This window comes from Pseudomonas sp. FW300-N2F2 (genome assembly GCF_017351655.1).
GTDB lineage: Bacteria > Pseudomonadota > Gammaproteobacteria > Pseudomonadales > Pseudomonadaceae > Aquipseudomonas > Aquipseudomonas fluorescens_AA.
In genome coordinates this window covers 1065241-1087596 of sequence record NZ_JACNDQ010000001.1, presented here as the reverse complement: position 1 = coordinate 1087596, position 22356 = coordinate 1065241, and the positions used below count along the sequence as shown (strand labels likewise).

Genomic DNA, 22356 nt, shown 5'->3' with positions numbered 1-22356 from the left:
CTGCTGGGCAATGGTTTGACGGCTACTTACTTGCCTCCTCGACGGCTGCCGTGTTCTGAGGACCGAAAGAATATTTCAAGGCACGTGCCTTCATGGTGCGCGGATCAGGTAAGCCTACGGTCTCTGGGCCCGCAAAGCCGGTGACACCTTTGCTGAACGTGGGATTGATTGCATCGAACAGGAAGCTGAAACCTTGTTTCAGCGAGCTCTGGGCGATGCCATGACACCCCATGCATCCGCCCATGGTCAGGCTTTGGGTGCTGTGGTCGTAATCCGGTACCTTGATATTCGGCTGGTTGCGCGCATTGGTCAGGGTGTTGTTATTCGGGATGGGGAATATGTTGCTCCCACGAAACAGCTGAATCCCCGGCTGGCTGCTTTCGACCATGATATTGGCCAGGTAGTAATCCGGATCGGTTTGAGTGCTCGACGGGATGGCTTGAACGCCTTTGAGCCGATAATGCTTCCAGACCGAATTGTTGAATTCGCCGCTGCCGTCCATCAACTGCTTGACCTGGTTGTTCACCGCCGCGACTTCGACATCCATGGTGAGCGGTTGCACGACCCGGATCGGGCCGGCCTGCCCTTCAGGGATCCCGTTGCTGCCAGAGTAGACCGGCGGATCAAGGCTCGCGTTTGCGACTGCGCCCGCTTTTGGCAGGGAAACCGTATAGGTCTTGTTGCCGTCAGAGAAGGTGGCGGTCGGGGGGGTGTTTATATCGAAACCGGGGTAATCAATCTTGTTGTAGTTGGCAATGTAGTAGAGCCCGGTCGGTGATTTACCGTCGGGCAACGTCAGGGCATCTTCGTGCTCGAACGTGGCGAAAATGAAGGTCGGGTAGTTGGACGTCTTATGGATGATATGCAAGGCGACCAGTGCGTAGTCTTCGTTCTGCGCCACCGGGTCACTGTCGAGGCCCTTATAGGTCACCACCGTCGCCGTGTGGTAACGCGCGCGATTTTGAACCGGGATGTCTGCCAGCTTGCGCCATGTCGCCTTGACCTCCACCGCGCCGTCGGGCAGCACTACATTCATATCCGGGAAGCTGGTCAGGCCTTTCGCATATTCATAAACGACGGGATTTGCCTTGGCCTCGAACAGGATCTGGCTGTCGTTTGAAGGGGCATAATCGCTCCCTGTCTTCGCCGCATTTGGCGGATTGACCGGGAAGAAAATAGCGTTTTGTCCTATTTGGGTCGCCTCATCCAGATTGTTGTAATGATTAAAGGTGGCGCCAGGCGCCAAACGAATACCCTGGGGAAATTGGATATAGCTGTATTGCGGGTCAGAACCAAACGGGCGCGTCGGACCACCTGCGGTGTTTTTTTGTGGTCCCGCGGGAAACAACTCGGTACGGTGCGCGAAGGTTTGCCATAACAAGGGGCTGGGAGACTTTGGCACCTTGCCCGAATCAGCAAAACTGCTGGCGGGATTGCCGACGCCGCGGTTAGCGGGCAATGGTGCGGCAGCTGTATTGTTCAGTGCGAAAAAGCTGCGCCAGGCGAACGTTGCATAGTCGCTATGGCTGAGGCCTGTGGCCAGGTCCGAGGGCAGTTGCGGGTTGCGCACGGTTAGATCGCTTGCGGTAATGCCATAGGAAACGCCCAAAACCGAGGGAAAGTTATCAAGCCCACTCGCAGCGAAATACGGATTCCAGTTAACCCCATCGCTGGAGTAAAAAGTTTTTGTATTGTTGCTGACAAACACACGATCGTTGATCATCGCCGCACTGTTCAGGAAAAGTTTACTGTTTATACCTTTCAGCTCTTGCCTCTCTCCCCACTGGCCGCGACGGTTGTAAGTGCGTGCGTACATGAGGCGATTTTCCACCGTGTAATAGACCCAAATCTTACCGCTATAGACGATAGGCACCACTTTGGTCAGAGGCGTGTCAGTGCTTTCCTGGAACGCTGGAGTTTCCCGGCCGAACAGAAGACCATCATTCGAAGTGACGTAATAAACAGTTTTAGCATTACCGTCACCTTTGTGATAAAAAATGAATAATTGACCGTTATACACAACGGGGCTGTTAACGCCGGCCATAGGGCTGGTATTGATAGTTTGAATATCGGTCCAACTGACGCCGTCTGTAGAGCTGGTGGTCCTCAAGCGTTGCTGAGGATCGGCAAAGGTCAGCACTAGCTTCTGCTTAAATACAGTCACTGAAATATCCCCACCCCATCGGTAGCCATTCACTGGGATAGTTTTAGCAGGGGACCACTTTTTCCCATCTGTCGAATAGGAAGAATAGATATGCTCTGAATCATAATTATTGGACCAGAACATATAAATTTTTCCCTTGAACGACTGCACCGCGGGTATAAATCCTGCTGGGAGGCCGAATCCCACCAGGCTCGTCGAGGAAGGAATACCGTTTGAGGCGTCGGGCTTGTCAAAGACATCGACTTTTATTCCCACACCTTGTTGTGGTGTGGCAATGATCAGACTCTCCGCATGGGCCGATGAGAGCGCAAATAAACCACACAGACACAACATCAGCCGACTGAATATCGCTCTAAGGTTCATAGGTTTCATTCCTTTGAATTAACGGCTATCACAGGCCGTGGATACACCCTGACAGGCGTAGCTGCTCCATTGCTCAATGTGAGCTGAACTGGATGATCTGGAAGTCATTGACTGCATTGCGACGGACATATTGTTAGCCTCCTAGCTAATGAAGCACTTACATCCTGTGTGAAGCAGCGACCCGGCGTTGCAGGCATAGGGCTACCAGTCGCATTTCTCCATGGTAGACGACGGTTTAATATCGGCTAGGGAAAATCTGAAAAAAGCACCCTGCGAAGCGGCAGCCAGCATGGCGGCCAATGAACTTTCCACCCAACAACGGCCTCAACCCATTACCTGCCCAACAAGGAATATGAGGCCCAGCCATGAAAACCCTCTTGAAACTCACCCTCGCAGCCACCCTCACCTGCGCCCTGCCCGCCTGGGCTTGCACGCCTGACGAAGCCACCCTCAAACGTGAACAGCTGGCCCAGGAAGTGACCAAGCTCACCGAGCAGAACCCGGCCAAGGCCAAGGAAATCAATGATGAGTTGCAGGCCATGGACCTGGAGACTGCCAGCAAGGATGTGCCGGATAAGTGCCAGTTGATCGATAAGCGTCTGCAAGAGTTGAAGCAGGCAGAGAAGAAGGCTGGGTGATTGCCTAAGCCGGACGCAACCTTGCTTTTGTGGCGAGGGAGCTTGCTCCCGCTGGGGTGCGTAGCGCCCCCAAAAACCAAGTCTCACTGCGGAAAAATGGTGAACATACACCATTGGGGCTGCTACGCAGCCCAGCTGGAGCAAGCTCCCTCGCCACAGGGGTCTGTGCCAAGCTTAGATTTTAGTTTCACCCATAAAAAAACCGGACCCAAGGTCCGGTTTTTCATGAAGCACTACCGCGGCTTCACTCAGCCGCCGGCGCTTCCGGCTTGCGGCGCTTGAGCGGGGCCATGCCGTCCTTGCTGACCAGCGACGGGGCGTCGGTCTTCGGGCGGTTGGCGGTCTTGCGCTTGGTCGGGGCCTTAGCGCCGGTTTTCTTCTTGTCGCCCTTGGCGTCGACCTTTTTCTTCTTCACGCCAACGGCCTTGCCCGAGGCCTTGACCTTTTTCGGTCCGCCGTAGGTGCCTTTGACTTCCTTGATGGTGCGGCGCTCGAAGCTCTGCTTGAGGTAGCGCTCAATGCTCGACATCAGGTTCCAGTCGCCGTGGCAGATCAGCGAGATCGCCAGGCCATCGTTACCGGCGCGACCGGTACGACCGATGCGGTGCACGTACTCGTCGCCGCTGCGAGGCATGTCGAAGTTGATGACCATGTCCAGGCCATCCACATCCAGGCCGCGGGCGGCGACATCGGTGGCGACGAGGATTTTCACGCCGCCCTGCTTGAGACGGTCGATGGCCAGCTTGCGGTCCTTCTGGTCTTTCTCGCCGTGCAGCACGAACGCCTTGTATTCCTGGGCCACCAGGCGACCGTAAATGCGGTCGGCCATGGCCCGGGTGTTGGTGAACACGATGGCTTTTTCGTAGGTCTCGTTGGCCAGCAACCAGTTGACGATCTGTTCTTTGTGCTGGTTGTGGTCGGCGGTGATGATCTGCTGGCGGGTGGTGGAGTTCAGTTGGCTGACGGCGTTGAGCTGCAAGTGCTCGGGGTTGTTCAGCACCTTGGCGATCATCTCGCGCAGGCCCGAACCGCCGGTGGTGGCGGAGAACAGCATGGTCTGCTGGCGATTGACGCATTCGTCCACCAGGCGCTGCACGTCTTCGGCAAAGCCCATGTCGAGCATGCGATCAGCTTCGTCCAGTACCAGCACTTCGACTTCCTTGAGGTCGAGGTTGCCGGCGTTCAACTGCTCGATCATCCGCCCCGGCGTGCCGATCAGGATGTCCGGCACCTTGCGCAGCATCGCGGCCTGGACCTTGAAATCTTCGCCGCCGGTGATCAGGCCGGACTTGATGAAGGTGAATTGCGAGAAACGCTCCACTTCCTTCAAGGTCTGCTGGGCCAGTTCGCGGGTCGGCAGCAGGATCAGGGTCTTGATGCTGACGCGGACCTTGGCCGGGCCGATCAGGCGGTTGAGGATCGGCAGCACGAACGCGGCGGTCTTGCCGCTGCCGGTCTGCGCCGTCACCCGCAGGTCACGCCCCTGGAGCGCGAGCGGAATAGCCGCTGCCTGCACCGGCGTTGGCTCGACAAATTTAAGCTCGGCCACGGCTTTGAGCAGGCGTTCGTGCAGGGCGAATTGGGAAAACACGGGTGCTACCTCGAAGAAATGCAAAAAAACAGCTGCATAGGGTAACGGTTTCGAGCGCGAAGGCCGAGTTTCTTTATACAAACGGCGGTAAATCAGTGCATTTTTATAAGCCGATTTGTCATCAACGGTCACTTGACCGGGCTTAAATGCTCTAATCGTCCCGTCGCGTCTTTATAGAAGAACCGTTTCGTCCATGGACATCAAACAACTCTGGGTCAACATCCAAGACCTCTGGGGTGCCCTTGACCAGCACCCGCTCCTGCACTCCAGCCTCGCCCTGATGTTGCTGCTGGTCATCGCCCTGGTGCTGGGACGGGTGGCGCGCTACCTGATCCTGCACGCGGCCAAACTGCTCGGGCGCCAACCGGCCCTGCACTGGGTCAACGACCTGCGCCAGAACAAGGTCTTCCATCGCCTGGCGCAGATGACGCCGTCACTGATCATCCAGTTCGGCCTGCACCTGGTGCCGGAACTGAGCAAGACCAGCATGATTTTCCTGGGCAACGTCGCCCTGGCGTTCACCATCCTGTTCATGGTGCTGAGCCTCAGTGCCCTGCTCAGCGCCCTGCTGGACGTGTACGCCCGCACCGAACATGCGCGTACCCGCTCGATCAAGGGCTACGTGCAACTGACGAAGATGGTGCTGTATGTGTTTGGCGCGATCATCATCGTCGCCACGCTGATCGACCGTTCGCCGTTGTTGCTGCTGTCGGGCCTGGGTGCGATGTCGGCGGTGATCCTGTTGGTCTACAAGGACACCCTGCTGTCATTCGTTGCCAGCGTGCAACTGACCAGCAATGACATGCTGCGGGTCGGCGACTGGATCGAGATGCCCCAGGTCGGCGCCGACGGTGATGTGGTGGATATCACGCTGCACACGGTCAAGGTGCAGAACTTCGACAAGACCATCGTCTCGATCCCGACCTGGCGACTGATGTCCGAGTCGTTCAAGAACTGGCGCGGCATGCAGCAGTCCGGCGGGCGACGGATCAAGCGCAGCCTGTTCATCGACGCCAGCGGCGTGCGCTTCCTGCATGACGAGGAAGAACAGCGCCTGACCCAGGTGCGCCTGCTGACCGACTACATCGGCCGCAAGCAGGCCGAGCTCAAGGCCTGGAACGAGGCCCAGGGCAACGTCGCAGCCATGTCGGCCAACCGTCGGCGGATGACCAACCTGGGCACCTTCCGCGCCTATGCCCTGGCCTACTTGAAGAGCCACCCGGAGATCCAGCCGAACATGACCTGCATGGTCCGGCAGATGCAGACCACCGCCCAGGGCATCCCGCTGGAAATCTACTGCTTCACCCGCACCACCGCGTGGGCGGATTACGAGCGCATCCAGGGGGATATTTTCGATTACCTGCTGGCGGTGATGCCGGAGTTCGGATTGAACCTGTACCAACAGCCCAGCGGCATGGACTTGCGCTCGGGATTGTTGCCGGCGGTGCTAGGGGCGAGCCACCTGCCGGAACCGCAGAAGCAGGTGATCTGAAACCACCACAGATCCCCTGTGGGAGCGAGCTTGCTCGCGATGACGGTGTATCAGAAACATAGATGCTGACTGACACTCCGCCATCGCGAGCAAGCTCGCTCCCACAAGGGGATCAGGGTGAAGGCTGAGGCTGGCGGATCCCCAACCGACTGATCCACACCGCCGCCAAGATCACCGACCCACCCAGCAGCAACCGCCCCAACGCCTCGTGCTGGTTCCAGATCAGCAGATTCACCAGCAGCCCCACCGGCACGTGCAGGTTGTTCATCACCGCCAGCGTCCCGCCGTTGACCAGGCAGGCGCCTTTGTTCCACCAGTACAACCCCAGTGCGGTGGAAACCAGGCCGAGGAACACCAGCACGCCCCATTGCAACGGCGCTTCTGGCCAGAAATTGGCCTTGCCGAACAGCAGGAATGCCGGCAACGCCACCATCAGCGCGCCGAGATAGAAATAGCCGAAACGCCGGTAATGCGGCAGGTCGCTCGGGTGTCGGGCCACCAGGTGTTTGTAGAGCACCTGCCCGGCCGCGTAGGTGAAGTTGGCCAGTTGCAGCAGCAAGAAGCCCATGAAGAAATCCGGGCTGATCCGGTCGTAGCGAATCACCGCCGCGCCGGCCACAGCCACCAGCGCCGCGATCAGCGCCCAGGGATTGAAGCGCCGGTTCAGCGCGTCTTCGATCAAGGTCACGTGCAGGGGCGTAAGGATGGTGAACAGCAGCACCTCGGGCACCGTCAATACACGGAAACTCAGGTACAGGCAGACGTAGGTCACGCCGAACTGCAAGGCACCGATCAACAGCATGCCGCGCATGAACGACGGCTCCACCTGACGCCAGCGGGTCAGCGGTATGAACACCAGTCCGGCCAGCACAACCCTGACCAGCACCGCGAAGTAACTGTCGACATGCCCAGCCAGGTATTCGCCGATCAGGCTGAAGGAAAACGCCTGAATCAGCGTTACAAAAAGTAGATAGCCCATACGCCCCTCGTTTCGGATGGCGGCGAAGATAGCGGTTTTGAGCTTTGGGGGCGAGTTCGCTCGCGATGGCGTCGGTACATTCATAGATCTATGCAAGCTGACACACCGCCATCGCGAGCAAGCTCGCTCCCACAGGATCATTTCAGCGGCCAGTAAATCGCAGGCAAAAAAAAGCCCGATCTCGCTAAAGCGTTCAATCGGGCTGATGCACTCAGGAGCAATAAGTGCAAAGGGAGGTTCGATGCGCAAAACGGTTTGAAGGGAAGCGCCAGGTCACTAGACCACCTGGCGATTACCCGAGGATTAACGGATCAGGCGACCTGGGACAATTTGGCGTTGGCCTGATTCAAACCCTTCTCCTGGAACTCGCCACCCAGGTTCATGCCTTCGGCATGGATGAAGGTCACGTCGTGGATGCCGATGAAGCCCATGACTTGGCGCAGGTAGGGTTCCTGATGGTCGGTGCTGCCACCGGCGTGAATGCCGCCCCGGGCGGTGAGCACGAAGGCGCGCTTGTCGGCCAGCAGGCCCTGGGGACCGGTGGGGGTGTATTTGAACGTCACGCCGGCACGCAGCACATGGTCGAGCCACGCCTTCAAAGTGCTGGGAATGGCGAAGTTGTACATCGGTGCAGCCATCACCAGGACGTCGGCGGCCAGCAACTCATCGGTCAGTTGGTTGGAGCGTTCCAGCGAGGCGTTTTCAATGTCGTTGCGCTGCTCGACAGGCTTCATCCAACCGCCCAGCAGATTGGCATCCAGGTGCGGCACCGGGTTGATGGCCAGGTCGCGGACGCTGATTTCGTCGGCCGGGTGCGCAGCTTTCCACTGGCTGATGAAGGTCTGGGTCAGTTGACGGGAAACCGAGTCTTGCTGGCGGGCACTGCTTTCGATGATCAGAACGCGGGACATGGCTTGTAGGCTCCATCTGAGAATGTTGTCAGTCGATGGAGTGAAGGTTAAACGTGAGCATATCGATGAAAAAGCGCAAATAACTGCTGTAATACATCGATATTTTCGTTTATAAGCGGAGCAGGCACGATCACTTGCCCCGTTGCCGGGCTATTTCGGCTGACAGGTCAGCTTGATGCGCAGCTTGATGATGTTGCGGTTGAACTTGGCCGTGGCGTTCTTGAACTTGCCGGCGGCGACTTCGATCTTGCGGGTGCGCGGTGCCTCGGGACCGTTGTTGAACACCACGGTGCAGGCCGCGTCGGTGCTGCCGTAGTTGTTGACCTGGATAGAGCCGATGTCGGCATCGGTGTCATAGGCGGTGTAGTCGATGCTCAGGCCGTTGAGGTGTTTCTCCACATCGATCGGATAGGCAAACGCAGTCAGTGGCAGCAAGGCCAGCACCACACAACAGATTTTCTTCATTCGGCAGTCTCCACCAAGGGACCGCCAGCTTAGGACAAGAGGAGCCCGATATGAAAGCGCCCCGCGTGACCCTGGATCAATGGCGCACCTTGCAGGCAGTGGTCGACCACGGCGGTTTCGCCCAGGCCGCCGAAGTGCTGCATCGCTCCCAGTCATCCGTGAGCTACACCGTGGCCCGCATGCAGGATCAGCTCGGCGTGCCGTTGCTGCGCATCGATGGACGCAAGGCCGTGTTGACCGAAGCCGGCGGGGTGCTGCTGCGCCGCTCGCGGCAACTGGTGAAACAGGCCAGCCAACTGGAAGACCTGGCCCACCACATGGAGCAAGGCTGGGAAGCGGAAGTGCGCCTGGTGGTCGACGCGGCCTACCCCAACGCCCGCCTCGTTCGCGCCTTGACCGCGTTCATGCCGCAAAGCCGTGGCTGCCGGGTGCGGCTGCGCGAAGAAGTGTTGTCGGGTGTCGAAGAAGTGCTGCTCGAAGGCGTGGCCGACCTGGCCATCAGCGGCTTCAGCATTCCCGGTTACCTGGGTGCGGAGTTGAGCGACGTGGAGTTCATCGCGGTGGCCCATCCCGAGCATGCCCTGCACCGCCTCAATCGCGAGCTGAACTTCCAGGACCTGGAAAGCCAGTTGCAAGTGGTCATCCGCGACTCCGGCCGCCAGCAGCCTCGCGACGTCGGCTGGCTCGGCGCCGAACAACGCTGGACCGTGGGCAGCCTGGCCACCGCCGCGAGTTTTGTCGGCAGCGGCCTGGGCTTCGCCTGGCTGCCCCGGCACATGATCGAACGAGAACTCAAGGAAGGCGTGCTCAAGCGTCTACCCTTGGAACAGGGAGGCAGCCGCAACTCGACCTTCTATCTTTTCTCGAACAAGGAAAAACCCCTGGGCCCGGCCACGCAAATCCTGATCGAATTGCTGCGCACCTTCGACACCGCGCCGCTGGATGCGCCGTTCGCCGCCCCTGAACAAGCCTGACAAGGATTTTGCCGATGGCCTATTTTGCACACGAAGGATGCGACCTGCACTACGAGGAATACGGCCACGGCGCGCCCTTGGTACTGGTCCATGGGCTGGGCTCCAGCACCCGCGACTGGGAAAAGCAGATCCCGGCATTGTCCGCCCGCTACCGCCTGATCGTGATGGATGTGCGCGGTCACGGCCGTTCCGACAAACCCCGCGAACGCTACAGCATCGCCGGTTTCAGCGCCGACCTGAGCGCCCTGATCGATCACCTGGACCTGGGCCCGGTGCATTTGGTGGGCTGGTCCATGGGCGGCATGATCTGTTTCCAATTGGCGGTGGATGAGCCCGAACGGGTCAAGAGCCTCTGCATCGTCAACAGCGCGCCGGAGGTCAAGGTCCGCACGCCCGATGACTGCTGGCAATGGTTCAAGCGCTGGAGCCTGATGCGCATCCTCAGCCTGGAAACCATCGGCAAGGCCCTGGGCGCCAAGCTGTTTCCCAAGCCCGGGCAAACCGAGTTACGCCTGGAAATGGCCCGGCGCTGGGCAAAGAACGACAAACGTGCTTATCTCGCCAGCTTCGATGCAATCGTGGGGTGGGGTGTGCAGGAACGACTTTCACAGGTCGCCTGTCCAACCCTCGTCATCTGCGCCGACCACGACTACACCCCGGTGGCGCTGAAAGAAGCCTATGTAAAGCGGCTGCCCAATGCGCATCTGGTGGTCATCGCCGATTCACGGCACGCTACCCCGCTGGATCAACCCGAACGCTTCAACCAAACCCTGCTCGACTTTTTGACCGCAACCGATTCCACCACTCAGGATCTCTGACCCCATGCTGAAAAAAATCGCCCTCGCCGCCGGCACCGTATTGTTTGCCGCCAACCTGATGGCCGCCACGCCCGCCAAGGCACCCCATGTATTGCTGGAAACCACCAACGGCCAGATCGAAATCGAACTGGACCCGGTCAAGGCCCCCATCAGTACCAAGAACTTCCTCGAGTACGTGGACAGTGGTTTCTACAACAACACGATTTTCCACCGCGTGATCCCGGGCTTCATGGCCCAGGGCGGCGGCTTTACCACACAGATGCAACAGAAAGACACCAAGGCACCGATCAAGAACGAAGCCAGCAATGGCCTGCACAACGTTCGCGGCACCTTGTCGATGGCGCGCACGTCCAACCCGGACTCGGCCACCAGCCAGTTCTTCATCAACGTGGCCGACAACGCCTTCCTCGATCCGGGCCGTGACGCCGGCTACGCAGTGTTCGCCAAGGTGGTCAAGGGCATGGACGTGGTGGACATCATCGTCAACTCCCAGACCACCACCAAGCAAGGCATGCAAAACGTGCCGATCGACCCTGTGCTCATCAAGTCGGCCAAGCGCATCGACTGAAGCGGCACACGGCAAGCCTGGGCGGCGCGGTCATCCCGCACCGCCCATTAGCAAAAAGGAGAGCCCCTGCCAGGGCATTTACAGATGGTTTTTCGCCGCTTCGAAACACTGATCGATATCTTCCGCGACGCCCCGAGCTCGGCCCCGCCGAACCGCGTCCTGCCCTTCTACACCTATTATCTGAAACAGGTCTGGCCCAGCTTCGTCGTGCTGCTGGTGGTGGGCCTGATCGGCGCGCTGATCGAAGTGGCGCTGTTCAGCTACCTGAGCCGCATCATCGACCTGACCCAAGGCACACCCAACGTGGACTTCTTCAAGGTCCATGGCCTGGAGCTGGCCTGGATGGCCGTGGTGGCGCTGGTTTTCCGACCGATCTTCGTGGCCCTGCATGACCTGCTGGTGCACCAGACCCTGAGCCCCGGCATGACCAGCCTGATCCGCTGGCAGAACCACAGCTACGTGCTCAAGCAGAGCCTGAATTTCTTCCAGAACGATTTCGCCGGGCGCATCGCCCAGCGCATCATGCAAACCGGCAACTCCCTGCGCGACTCGGCGGTCCAGGCAGTGGATGCCCTGTGGCACGTGCTGATCTACGCCGTCAGTTCCCTGGTGCTGTTCGCCGAAGCCGACTGGCGCCTGATGATCCCGCTGCTGATGTGGATTGCCGCCTACATTGGCGCACTCTGCTATTTCGTGCCACGGGTCAAGGAGCGCTCAGTGGTGTCGTCCGATGCCCGCTCCAAACTCATGGGGCGGATTGTCGACGGCTACACCAACATCACCACCCTGAAGCTGTTCGCCCATACCAATTTCGAACAGCAATACGCCCGCGAAGCCATCCAGGAGCAGACCGAAAAAGCCCAGTTGGCCGGCCGCGTGGTGACCAGCATGGACGTGGTCATCACCAGCATGAACGGGCTGCTGATCGTCGGCACCACCGCGCTGGCGCTGTGGCTCTGGACCCAGTCGCTGATCAGCGTGGGCGCCATTGCCCTGGCGACCGGGCTGGTGATCCGCATCGTCAACATGTCCGGCTGGATCATGTGGGTGGTCAACGGCATCTTCGAAAACATCGGCATGGTCCAGGACGGCCTGCAAACCATCGCCCAGCCAGTCAGCGTCACCGACCGCGACCAGGCCAAGCCCCTGGCGGTGGCCCAGGGCGAAGTGCGTTTCGAGCATGTGGACTTCCACTATGGCAAGAAAAGCGGGGTCATCGGCGACCTCAACCTGACCATCAAGCCTGGCGAGAAAATCGGCCTGATCGGCCCGTCCGGCGCGGGTAAATCCACCTTGGTGAACCTGCTGCTGCGCCTCTATGACGTGCAAGGCGGGCACATCCTCATCGACGGCCAGGACATCGCCGAAGTCGGCCAGGAAAGCCTGCGCGAACGCATCGGCATGATCACCCAGGACACCTCGCTGTTGCATCGCTCGATTCGCGAAAACCTGCTCTACGGCAAACCCGACGCCACCGATGCGCAACTCTGGGAAGCCGTGCACAAGGCCCGGGCCGATGAATTCATCCCATTGCTGTCGGACGCCGAAGGTCGCACCGGCTTCGATGCCCATGTGGGTGAGCGCGGAGTGAAACTGTCCGGCGGCCAGCGCCAACGCATCGCTATCGCACGTGTGCTGCTCAAGGACGCGCCGATTCTGATCATGGACGAAGCGACGTCAGCGCTGGACTCGGAAGTCGAAGCGGCGATCCAGGAAAGCCTCGAGACCCTGATGCAAGGCAAGACGGTGATCGCCATCGCCCACCGCCTCTCCACCATCGCCCGGATGGACCGATTGGTGGTGCTGGAAAATGGCCGCATCGCCGAAACCGGCAGCCATGCCGAATTGCTGGCCCACGGTGGGTTGTATGCGCGGCTGTGGCAGCATCAGACGGGTGGGTTCGTAGGGATCGACTGATTCCTACCTGACACAGCTGACCCCGTGGCGAGGGAGCTTGCTCCCGCTGGGGCGCGAAGCGCCCCCTAAATCTGTGCGCCAATGCGATCAATCGGTTGGACAACCAGCCTTGTCGGGGCTGCTGCGCAGCCCAGCGGGAGCAAGCTCCCTCGCCACAGGTGGATGTGTCAGCCAGCGGGCTCAGCCCTGCCGATACGGCAGTGCCGTCCTGGCCTCTTCGGCGTACGCCAGCACCCCCTCCTGCTCGCGCACGAGAAAATCCGCCACCGCCGCTTTCAACCCCGGATGACGCAAGTAATGCCACGAGCGGGTAATCACCGGCTCGAACCCGCGAATCAACTTGTGCTCACCCTGGGCGCCGGCATCGAAGCGCTGCAAGCCCTGGGCAATCGCGTAGTCCATGCCTTGATAGAAACAGGTCTCGAAGTGCAGCCGGTCGAACTCCGCCAGACAGCCCCAGTACCGTCCATAGAAACTGTCGCCGCCCACCAGGCTGAACGCCATCGCCACCGGCCGTGAACCTTGCTTGGCCAGCACCACACGGATGGCCTCGGGCATGCGTTCGGCCAGCAGGCTGAAGAATGTCCGGGTCAAGTAGGGCGCCTGCCGTCGTATCGCGTAGGTGTTGGCGTAACAGGCGTAGACAAAATCCCACTGTGCCTCGTCCAACTGATGACCTTCGAGCCATTCGAACGCGATGCCCTGCCCCGCCACTTGTTCGCGTTCCTTGCGCATCTGCTTGCGCTTGCGGGAACTGAGGGCATCGAGAAAATCCTGGAAGTCGCGATAACCGCGATTTTGCCAGTGATACTGGCAGCCGATCCGCTGCAGCCAGCCTTCTTGCCCGGCAAGTGCTGCGTCGGTGAAGGCATCGGTGAAGTTGATGTGGGCACTGGAAAGCCCTTCGATTTCCAGGTATCCGGGCACGCTGCCCAGCAACTCCAGGCCGTCCTCCACCCGCGCCGCCAACAGTCGCGGACCACTGACCGGGCTGAACGGTACCGCCGTCAACAGCTTGGGGTAGTAATCGATGCCGGCGCGGGCGCAAGCGTCGGCCCAGCCGTGGTCGAACACGTATTCACCGTAGGAATGCCACTTGCGGTAACTGGGCAAGGCCGCCAACAGCTGACCGTTTTCAATGTGCAACAAATGCTCGGCTTGCCAACCGGATTGCGGACCCAGGCTGGCGCTGTCTTCCAGGGTGCCGAGGAAGGCATGGCGCAGGAAAGGCTGGTTGGCGGGCACCAACGCGTCCCACTCGTGCGGCGCGATGGCGGACAGGCTGTCCAAGACGTGAAGCGGCATGCGATTCCTCGAGAGCCAGACGACGGATGGAGCGAGTATCGCCGATCCTGACCGAGCGCACATAAAAAAACCCCGCCAGAGGCGGGGTTGAAAAGGAGCATTAACGGATGAAGAAAAAGCTCTGTATCAAGTCAGCGCGATTTAGAACACGTACTGGGCACGGACGACGAAACCGTCGCCATCGTCATCGCCATTCACGTTGGTAACTTTGTCGGTCTTGGCCTTGACGTAGGCACCGGTAATTTTCACTGCTTCGTTGGCGTACCAGTTCACGCCCAGGTTGTGCACCTTGGCTTCGGCATCGCCGACGTCACGGGTGGCGCTGGCGGTGGTGATGTTGTCGTCTTCGACGGTCATGCTGTCGAAGCGGTAGAACACTTCCCAGGCACCGATGGACTTGTTCTGAGGCTTGATGGCGTCGAACTTGCCGACTTTATAGCCGCGGGATTCACCGGTGAGGGTGTAGGCGCCCTGGACGTAGAAGCCGTGGCCTTTGAGGTCTTCGAAGGCGTTGCTGTCAGCCTTGGTCTTGCGGGAGATGTATTCACCCTGGATCGACGCTGGACCCATGGCGAAAGCGGCTTCCAGGCCGAAGGCGGTGTCGGTGTCGTACGAACCGGCCGGCGAGTTGTTGGCGCCGCCCAGGACCGGACGGTTGCCGTTAGGACCGGCATCGTTGCCACCCAGGGTTTCAACGCCACGCATGCCCAGGCGGGAGCGATAACGTGCATCGAACACGGTGTCCGAAACGTCACGGGAGGCTACGTTCAGACCGAAGTGCAGCACGTTGCCAGCTTCGTGCATCGGAGCGAAGACGAAGCGACCGTTGACTTGCTTGACGCTGTCGCCGTCGGTGTCGTCGGTGTCCTTGCTGAACACGCCGGCCGAAGCATAGAACGAATCGGCGAAGGTGCTGGACGCCTGGATGCCCAGGCCGTTCTGATGGCTGTTGGCCCAGTCGATCAGGTCGTAGGCAGCGTTACGCTCAGGCGCCGTCACCCACTTGGAGCTGGTAGCTTTTTCCAGGCCGAAGTCGGGGTCGAAGCGACCGACCTTGATCGACACCGGCTTGAAGCCGTTGTAGGCCAGGGACGCTTCGTCGAAGTAGCCGTTGTCGGAATCGCCACTGTTGTGGGCGAAATCGTAATTGATGGTGTAGGCCCAATCCGTGTACAGCACGCCGGACAGTTCCAGGAAGCCGCGACGGATGTAAGCGGCATCGGCCGATTTGCCGTTGTCGGTGTAGATCCCGTCGAACTGGCTGTAGTCAGCCTGCAAACGACCACCGAGCTTGAAGCTGAACTCTTTGTCAGTGGTAGCGACCTCGAGGCCGCCCTTGGTTTTGACCACGATATCGGCGCCATCGGTGGTGACGGTGCCGGCGAAAGCCTGGGCGGTTACTGCCATTGCCAGTGCGCTGGCGGCAACACCTGCGAAGTGCTTACGGATCATCGAAGAATTCCCCTGTTGGTAGTCTATGCGTTAGAAAACACGCGGAACTGGGCCCGCTGGTGTTGGGAGGGGATGTTGGCGACCGGTTGTGTCAGGCGAGTTGCTATCACATAAAGATTTTATGACAGCGGAACTTTTTACTTCGAATGGGAATAACCCATTGTGGGAGCGAGCTTGCTCGCGATAGCGGTATGTCAGTGAAAGATTTGTTGCCTGATACGCCGCCATCGCGAGCAAGCTCGCTCCCACAAGGGGGGTGGTGTCTCCGGGGTCAGCGGATGTTTTTGCGACGCTCGGCGGCGAGTTTCTCGGCGAGGTGGTCCAGGTCGGGGATCGGGGGTTGCGGCAGTTTTTTGAGGGTCGCCTGCATCAAGCGCATCTGACGGATGAAACGTCGGCAATTAGGGCAGAACATCAAGTGATGACGCACCATCAGGCGTTCACGAAAGCTCAATTGTCCATCGAGATAATCGCTGGAGCGCGCCACTTGTTCCTTGCAGGTCAGCATTCGCCGGTTTCCTCGAAATGTTCAACAGTCGCGAAGACCTTCAGTCGGGCACGATGCAACAGCACACGGACATTGGAGAGCGAAATACCCAGCAGATTACAGATTTCGTCCAGCTCCAGATCCTGCTGTTCCCGCAGGGTCAGTACGCTGCCTTGCAGTTCCGACAGGCTGAGCAACGTGTGCTCCAGGCAATCACGCAATTCACTCATCGTGAGCAACGCTTCGGGCGTGTCCTGGTGCCAGGCGAACGGCGCCAGCAGCCAATGGCCGTCAGCGGCGAAACGGTCATCGCCGAGGGTGCCGTGGGGGGCAGGGAGATCATCGAGCAGCACTTCCCGGCGGTTCTGCTTGTAGCGACCCTTGGCGGCGTTCGCCGTGATGGTCAACAGCCAGGTCTTGAGGCTGGAACGCCCCTGGAAACCACTGAGATTGCGCACCACGGACAGCCAGGCGTCCTGCACCACTTCGTCGGCATGGCGACTGCCGACGATGGCATAGGCCACGGCACGCATCGGGCTCTGGTAGGCGCTGACCAGTTCCCTGTAGGCCTGCTGCTCACCGGCCAGGAGGCGTTGGAGCAGGAGGGTGTCGTCGGTGGCCGTCATTCAACGCCCCATTGCCTTGCAAGACTGATGATTTTTCTGTGGCGAGGGAGCTTGCTCCCGCTCGGTTGCGCAGCAACCGCAAAATCCTGGGGCCGCTGCGCAGCCCAGCGGGAGCAAGCTCCCTCGCCACAAAAGCTGAACTAGCCCAGATAGGAACTGAAAAGGCACAGATCAAAGCTGAGCCAGACCAGATCAATGCTTACGCAAAATCACGCTGCCAATCGAATACCCGGCACCGAAGGAACTGAGGACGGCGACCGAGCCGCTGGGCAGGTCATCCTGGTATTTGTGGAATGCAATCACCGAACCGGCCGAACTGGTGTTGGCGTAGCGGTCGAGAATCACGGGGGCTTCCGCTTCGGTGGCTTCGCGTCCCAGCAGTTTGCGCACGATCAGGTGGTTCATGCTCAAGTTGGCCTGGTGCAGCCAGAAACGTTTCACGTCGCCAACATTCAGTTGGTTTTCTTCCAGATGGGTACCGATCAGTTCGGCCACCATCGGGCAGACGTCGCGGAACACCTTGCGGCCTTCCTGGACGAACAGCTTGTCGCGGCTGCCGATGCCCTCTTCTGCGGCGCGGTTGAGGAAACCGAAGTTGTTGCGGATGTTGTTGGAGAACTTGGTGAGCAGCTTGGTGCTGACCACGTCGAACTGGTACGGCGAGGTCGCCAGGTCCGCCCGCTCGATGATCACGGCAGTGGCCGCGTCGCCGAAGATGAAGTGGCTATCGCGGTCGCGGAAGTTCAAGTGGCCGGTGCACACTTCCGGGTTGACCATCAGGATCGCCCGGGCCTGACCCAGTTGCACACTGTTGGCCGCGGCCTGGATACCGAAGGTCGCCGAAGAACAGGCCACGTTCATGTCGAAACCGAAACCTTCGATGCCCAGGGCTTCCTGGACTTCGATGGCGATGGCCGGGTAGGCACGCTGCAGGTTGGAACAGGCGACGATGACCCCGTCGATGTCGGCGACCGTGCGGCCGGCGCGCTCCAGGGCCTGTTTCGCAGCGCCGACGGCCATTTCGCAGAGCACCGACCACTCGTCGTTGGAGCGCTCGGGCAGGCGTGGGGTCATGCGTTGCGGATCGAGAATGCCGTCCTTGTCCATGACAAAGCGGCTCTTGATGCCCGAGGCCTTTTCGATGAACGCGGCGTTGGATTCGGTCAATGCCTCGACTTCACCTCGCTCGATGGCATCGGCGTTGTCGGCGTTGAATTGTGCGACATAGGTATTGAAAGATTGCACCAGCTCTTCGTTGGAGATGCTGTTGGCCGGGGTGTACAGGCCGGTGCCGCTGATGACGACGTTATGCATGGGTCGTGTCTCTGATCTGTTCAGGCAGAAAGTATTGGCACCGACGTACCAATACACAAAGGGACTTTTCCCATCCGGGGAAGCAGCCCTGGCATCGCTTTATTCCGGATCCGCCCGTGGCCTTGAAGCTCAAAACCACGGAACCGGCATTTATAGGCGCGAAGTTTGCCATAAACGCGGGGGTTTGGCCCATTCTCCCTGACTTACGACACAAAACCTGTGGGAGCGAGCTTGCTCGCGATAGCGGGGGTTCAGCCTGCACTGATGTTGACTGATTCACCGCTATCGCGAGCAAGCTCGCTCCCACAAGGGTTTGGTGGCCTTGGCGATCACCCCTCCACCAGCCCCCACTGCTTGCCCAGGCGCTTGTCGGAAATCGGCACCTTGGTGCCCAGTTGCTGGGCGAACAGTGACACCCGGTATTCCTCCAGCCACCAACGGTACAACTCCAGTTGCGGGTCGCGCTTGCCTTCCTGGGCGTGTTTGCTGGCGCGGGCCTGGTATTGGGCCCAGAGGTTCGACAGTTCGCCGCTCCAGACCCGGTCTTTCTGCACCTGGCTGCCCAGCTTCTCGAAGCGTTGCTCGATGGCCTTGAGGTAGCGCGGCAGCTCCTTGAGCCACTGATGCGGGGTTTCCCGCACGAAGCCCGGGTACACCAGGTGACTGAGTTGCTGCTTGATGTCGTTCAGCGCCACGGCCTGGGCCAGGTCGATCTTGCCCTTGAAGCGTTTTTGCAGGCCATGCCAGAGCTTGAGAATGTCCAGGGTCAGCTTCGCCAGGCGTTCGGCGTGTTCGGTCCAGCCGCCGCGCTTGCGCTCGGCCAGGGCAGCCAAGGCGGCGCCGTCGCGGGGCAGGCTCGCTTCACCTTCGAGCACGCAGCTGTCGAGGCTGGCGAGCAGGATATCTTCCACCAGGCCGTCGATGCGGCCCAAGTCGCGGTACAGCAGGCCCAGATCCGTCAGCCCCGGCAGCTTGCCACGCAGGAACTTGGCCGATTCGGCCAATTGCTGCATGAGCAAACGCTGCAAGGCGCGGCGATGCTGGAATTCGGCTTCGGCCGGGGTCGGGAAACGCCCTTCCTTGACCACGCCGCCCTCTTCCACCAGCGCCGGATAGACCGTCATCGACAGCCCGGCGATCTTCTGCTGGGTTTTCTCGGCCACTGGCGCGAAGACCTTCGCCTCCACCGGTGCCTGGCTTTTTGCCGTTTGCGGCACGGCCAAGGCCGCCTGGCTGGCCTCGGCAAAGCGTGCTGTCAGCTCGGCCAGGTCGCGGCCCTCGCCGAGGAACTTGCCCTGGCCGTCGACGATTTCCAGGTTCATGCGCAGATGGCTTTCCACCTGTTGGGCCGCTTCGGCCCAGGCTTCGTCGCTGACCCGCGCCCCGGTCATGCGCAGCAACTCACGGCCCAGGGACTGCGGCAATGAGCCCTCGGCGAAGGTGATGCGTTGCAGCGCCGCCTTGACGAAATCCGGTACCGGCACGAAGTTCTTGCGCAGGGCCTTGGGCAGGTTGCGTACCAGGGCGATGCACTTGGCCTCGATCATCCCCGGCACCAGCCATTCCAGGCGTTCCGGCGGCAGCATCGGCAACAACGGTGCCGGCACACGCAAAGTCACGCCGTCGCGGGGATGGTTGGGCTCGAAGTGATAGCTCAGCGGCAAGGTCAGGTCACCGACACGCAAGGTATCGGGGTACTGCGTGGCGGTGACCTCGCTGGCCTCGCGGGCCAACACATCTTCCTCGCGCATGATCAGTAATTGCGGGTCTTTCTGGCTGTTGATCCGGTACCAGCTGTCGAACGTCGCGGTCTGGTGGATCTCGGCCGGCAAACGGGCGTCGTAGAACGCGAACAGGGTTTCCTCGTCCGCCAGGATGTCGCGGCGACGGGCCTTGGCTTCCAGTTCGTCGAGCTGTTCCAGCAAGCGGGTATTGGCGCCCAGGCACTTGGCCTTGGACTGGATTTCACCGCGCACCAGCGCCTCGCGGATGAACAGCTCACGGGACACCACCGGGTCCACCGGCCCGTAATGCACCGGCCGACGACCGACGACGATGAGGCCGAACAAGGTGATCTGCTCATAGGCCACCACTTGCCCGCGCTTCTTCTCCCAATGGGGTTCGAAGTGGTTTTTCTTGATCAGGTGGCCGGCCAGCGGTTCGATCCAGTCCGGCTCGATCTTGGCCACCATGCGCGCGTACAACTTGGTGGTTTCCACCAACTCGGCGGTCATCAGCCATTGCGGCCGCTTCTTGCCCAGGCCCGACGACGGATGAATCCAGAAGCGCCGCTGGCGAGCACCGAGGTAATCACCGTCTTCGGTTTTCTGGCCGATCTGACTGAGCAAGCCCGAGAGCACCGCCTTGTGCAGTTTCGGGTAATCCGCCGATTCTTTATTGAGGCTCAACTGCATGTCGCGGCAGATCAGGCTCAACTGGCGATGGGAATCACGCCATTCGCGCAGACGCAGGTAATTGAGGAAATTCTTGCGGCACCAGTTGCGCAGCGGACTGGCAGTCAAGGCCTGGCGCTGCTCTTCGAAACCGCGCCACAGGTTGACCAGCCCGGCGAAGTCCGAATCCGGATCCTTCCACTGGGCGTGGGCCTGGTCGGCCGCCTGCTGACGCTCCGGCGGACGTTCCCGCGGGTCCTGGATCGACATGGCACTGGCGACGATCAGCACTTCCTGCAAGCTGCCCAGCTTCGCCGCTTCCAGCAGCATGCGGCCCATGCGCGGGTCCACCGGCAAGCGCGCCAACTGCCGACCGAGCGGGGTCAGCTGACTGTTGCGGTCCACCGCCGAGAGTTCTTGCAGCAGGTTGAAACCGTCGCTGATGGCCTTGCCGTCCGGCGGCTCGATGAACGGGAAATCGGTGATCTCGCCGAGGCGCAGGTGCAGCATCTGCAGGATCACCGCCGCCAGGTTGGTACGCAGGATCTCGGGGTCGGTGAACTCCGGCCGCCCAAGAAAATCTTCCTCGCTGTACAACCGCACGCAAATCCCCGGCTCGACCCGCCCGCAACGGCCTTTGCGCTGGTTGGCGCTGGCCTGGGAAATGGCCTCGATGGGCAAGCGCTGGACCTTGGCCCGGTAGCTGTAGCGGCTGATGCGCGCGGTACCGCTGTCGATCACGTAGCGGATACCCGGCACGGTCAGCGAGGTTTCGGCGACGTTGGTCGCCAGCACCACGCGACGGCCCGGGTGGGACTGGAAGATCCGCTGCTGTTCGGCCGGCGATAAACGCGCATACAGCGGCAAGATCTCGGTGTGTTTGAGCTGGGCCTTGCGCAGCATCTCCGCCGCGTCACGAATCTCCCGCTCGCCCGGCAGGAACACCAGCACATCCCCGGGACTGCGGCGCTCGCTGCGTTCATAGGCGGCGATTTCATCGAGGGTGGCGAGGATCGCCTGGTCAACGGTCAAGTCGTCCTCGACCCGATTGCCCTCCTCGTCCTGCTCCAGGGTCAGGGGGCGATACCAGGTTTCCACCGGGAAGGTACGGCCAGAGACTTCCACGATGGGCGCGTCATCGAAGTGCTTGGAGAAACGCTCCAGGTCGATGGTCGCCGAGGTGATGATCACTTTAAGGTCTGGGCGACGCGGCAGCAGGGTCTTGAGGTAGCCGAGCAGGAAATCGATGTTCAGGCTGCGTTCGTGAGCTTCGTCGACGATGATCGTGTCGTAGCGCTCGAGGTAGCGGTCGTTCTGGGTCTCGGCCAGCAGGATGCCGTCGGTCATCAGCTTGATCAGGGTGTTGGCGTCGCTCTGGTCCTCGAAACGCACCTGATAACCCACCAGCGCGCCCAACGGTGTGGCCAGCTCTTCGGCGACACGGCTTGCGACGCTGCGGGCGGCGATCCGGCGCGGCTGGGTGTGGCCGATCAAGCCGTGCTGGCCGCGACCGATTTCCAGGCAGATCTTCGGCAACTGCGTGGTTTTGCCCGAGCCAGTCTCGCCGGCGATGATCAGCACCTGATGCTTGAGCAATGCCTGCTTGATTTCGTCGCGCTTGGCGGCGATCGGCAAATTATCGTCATAGCGGATCACCGGCAGGCTGGCCTTGCGCGCCAGCACCTGGTCGCACGACGCCTGCATGCGCGCCACCCACTGGGCCAGCTTGGCCTCGTCGGGCTTCTTGCGCAGCTCGAGCAACTGGCGCCGCAACCGGTGACGGTCGGCGAGCATGGCGTGGTCGAGGTTTTTCAGCAGCTTGTCGATAGCGGGGGCTTGGTCAGTCATCAGGTACGCAAGGGTCGTCGGTTTATGCAGGGGCGGATTGTCGCAGATTTG

The 22356-nt window shown here is 60.4% G+C and carries 17 protein-coding genes; 6 read left to right on the top strand and 11 right to left on the bottom strand.

From position 1 onward, the window contains the following. Nucleotides 1–22 precede the first annotated feature (22 nt). The gene (locus J4E63_RS05055; RefSeq protein ID WP_207281275.1) at nucleotides 23–2527 is read right to left on the bottom strand and encodes a glycoside hydrolase; all 2505 of its coding nucleotides are present in this window, start codon (nucleotides 2525–2527) and stop codon (nucleotides 23–25) included. Between the two features lie 365 nt (nucleotides 2528–2892). Between J4E63_RS05055 and J4E63_RS05050 the strand changes: the two genes are divergently transcribed. Continuing rightward, nucleotides 2893–3165: a hypothetical protein gene (locus J4E63_RS05050; RefSeq protein WP_207281274.1), complete on the top strand. Its 273-nt coding sequence runs from the start codon at nucleotides 2893–2895 to the stop codon at nucleotides 3163–3165. A 244-nt stretch (nucleotides 3166–3409) separates the two neighbouring features. Here the strand turns inward: J4E63_RS05050 and J4E63_RS05045 are convergent, their stop codons facing one another. Next, nucleotides 3410–4756, bottom strand: coding sequence for a DEAD/DEAH box helicase (locus tag J4E63_RS05045; RefSeq protein WP_060738709.1), 1347 nt, complete (start codon nucleotides 4754–4756; stop codon nucleotides 3410–3412). A gap of 193 nt (nucleotides 4757–4949) precedes the next feature. Between J4E63_RS05045 and J4E63_RS05040 the strand changes: the two genes are divergently transcribed. Continuing rightward, nucleotides 4950–6248 carry a mechanosensitive ion channel family protein gene (locus J4E63_RS05040; RefSeq protein WP_060738710.1) on the top strand — a complete coding sequence of 433 codons (1299 nt, stop codon included), beginning with the start codon at nucleotides 4950–4952 and terminating at the stop codon, nucleotides 6246–6248. Between the two features lie 112 nt (nucleotides 6249–6360). On the opposite strand, the gene J4E63_RS05035 is transcribed toward J4E63_RS05040, so the two are convergent. From J4E63_RS05035 to J4E63_RS05025, 3 genes are all read right to left on the bottom strand, one after another. Further along, complete coding sequence (locus J4E63_RS05035; protein ID WP_207281273.1) at nucleotides 6361–7227, bottom strand: carboxylate/amino acid/amine transporter; 867 nt, start codon at nucleotides 7225–7227, stop codon at nucleotides 6361–6363. A gap of 311 nt (nucleotides 7228–7538) precedes the next feature. Next, entirely contained in the window at nucleotides 7539–8138 is a 600-nt protein-coding gene (locus J4E63_RS05030) for an FMN-dependent NADH-azoreductase (RefSeq protein ID WP_053120158.1), read from the bottom strand. A 150-nt stretch (nucleotides 8139–8288) separates the two neighbouring features. Next, a complete protein-coding gene (locus J4E63_RS05025) occupies nucleotides 8289–8603 on the bottom strand; it encodes a hypothetical protein (RefSeq protein ID WP_060738712.1) in 315 nt (104 codons plus the stop codon). Between the two features lie 50 nt (nucleotides 8604–8653). On the opposite strand from J4E63_RS05025, the gene J4E63_RS05020 reads away from it, so the two are divergent. From J4E63_RS05020 to J4E63_RS05005, 4 genes are all read left to right on the top strand, one after another. Next, on the top strand, nucleotides 8654–9577 hold the full coding sequence (locus tag J4E63_RS05020; RefSeq protein WP_060738713.1) for a LysR family transcriptional regulator: 924 nt from the start codon (nucleotides 8654–8656) through the stop codon (nucleotides 9575–9577). Between the two features lie 14 nt (nucleotides 9578–9591). Continuing rightward, nucleotides 9592–10395 carry an alpha/beta fold hydrolase gene (locus J4E63_RS05015; RefSeq protein ID WP_207281272.1) on the top strand — a complete coding sequence of 268 codons (804 nt, stop codon included), beginning with the start codon at nucleotides 9592–9594 and terminating at the stop codon, nucleotides 10393–10395. A gap of 4 nt (nucleotides 10396–10399) precedes the next feature. After that, nucleotides 10400–10963 (top strand): peptidylprolyl isomerase, encoded by a 564-nt coding sequence (locus tag J4E63_RS05010; protein WP_192263430.1) that lies wholly within the window; start codon nucleotides 10400–10402, stop codon nucleotides 10961–10963. Between the two features lie 84 nt (nucleotides 10964–11047). After that, nucleotides 11048–12880, top strand: coding sequence for an ABC transporter ATP-binding protein (locus J4E63_RS05005; RefSeq protein ID WP_207281271.1), 1833 nt, complete (start codon nucleotides 11048–11050; stop codon nucleotides 12878–12880). Between the two features lie 180 nt (nucleotides 12881–13060). Here J4E63_RS05005 and J4E63_RS05000 read toward each other — a convergent pair whose 3' ends face one another. The 6 genes from J4E63_RS05000 to hrpA all read right to left on the bottom strand — a co-directional run bounded on the left by J4E63_RS05000 (nucleotide 13061) and on the right by hrpA (nucleotide 22305). Further along, nucleotides 13061–14185, bottom strand: a complete 1125-nt coding sequence (locus J4E63_RS05000; RefSeq protein ID WP_207281270.1) for a GNAT family N-acetyltransferase — start codon at nucleotides 14183–14185, stop codon at nucleotides 13061–13063. 141 nt (nucleotides 14186–14326) lie between these two features. Further along, the gene (locus J4E63_RS04995; RefSeq protein WP_207281269.1) at nucleotides 14327–15637 is read right to left on the bottom strand and encodes an OprO/OprP family phosphate-selective porin; all 1311 of its coding nucleotides are present in this window, start codon (nucleotides 15635–15637) and stop codon (nucleotides 14327–14329) included. Between the two features lie 271 nt (nucleotides 15638–15908). Further along, nucleotides 15909–16145, bottom strand: coding sequence for an anti-sigma factor (locus tag J4E63_RS04990; protein WP_018607575.1), 237 nt, complete (start codon nucleotides 16143–16145; stop codon nucleotides 15909–15911). Further along, complete coding sequence (locus tag J4E63_RS04985) at nucleotides 16139–16750, bottom strand: RNA polymerase sigma factor (protein ID WP_207281268.1); 612 nt, start codon at nucleotides 16748–16750, stop codon at nucleotides 16139–16141. The genes J4E63_RS04990 and J4E63_RS04985 overlap by 7 nt, the downstream gene beginning before the upstream one ends. Before the next feature lie 192 nt (nucleotides 16751–16942). Beyond that, the gene (locus J4E63_RS04980; protein ID WP_106274898.1) at nucleotides 16943–18064 is read right to left on the bottom strand and encodes a beta-ketoacyl-ACP synthase III; all 1122 of its coding nucleotides are present in this window, start codon (nucleotides 18062–18064) and stop codon (nucleotides 16943–16945) included. Between the two features lie 329 nt (nucleotides 18065–18393). Next, nucleotides 18394–22305 carry an ATP-dependent RNA helicase HrpA gene (gene hrpA, locus J4E63_RS04975; RefSeq protein WP_207281267.1) on the bottom strand — a complete coding sequence of 1304 codons (3912 nt, stop codon included), beginning with the start codon at nucleotides 22303–22305 and terminating at the stop codon, nucleotides 18394–18396. Nucleotides 22306–22356 lie beyond the last annotated feature (51 nt).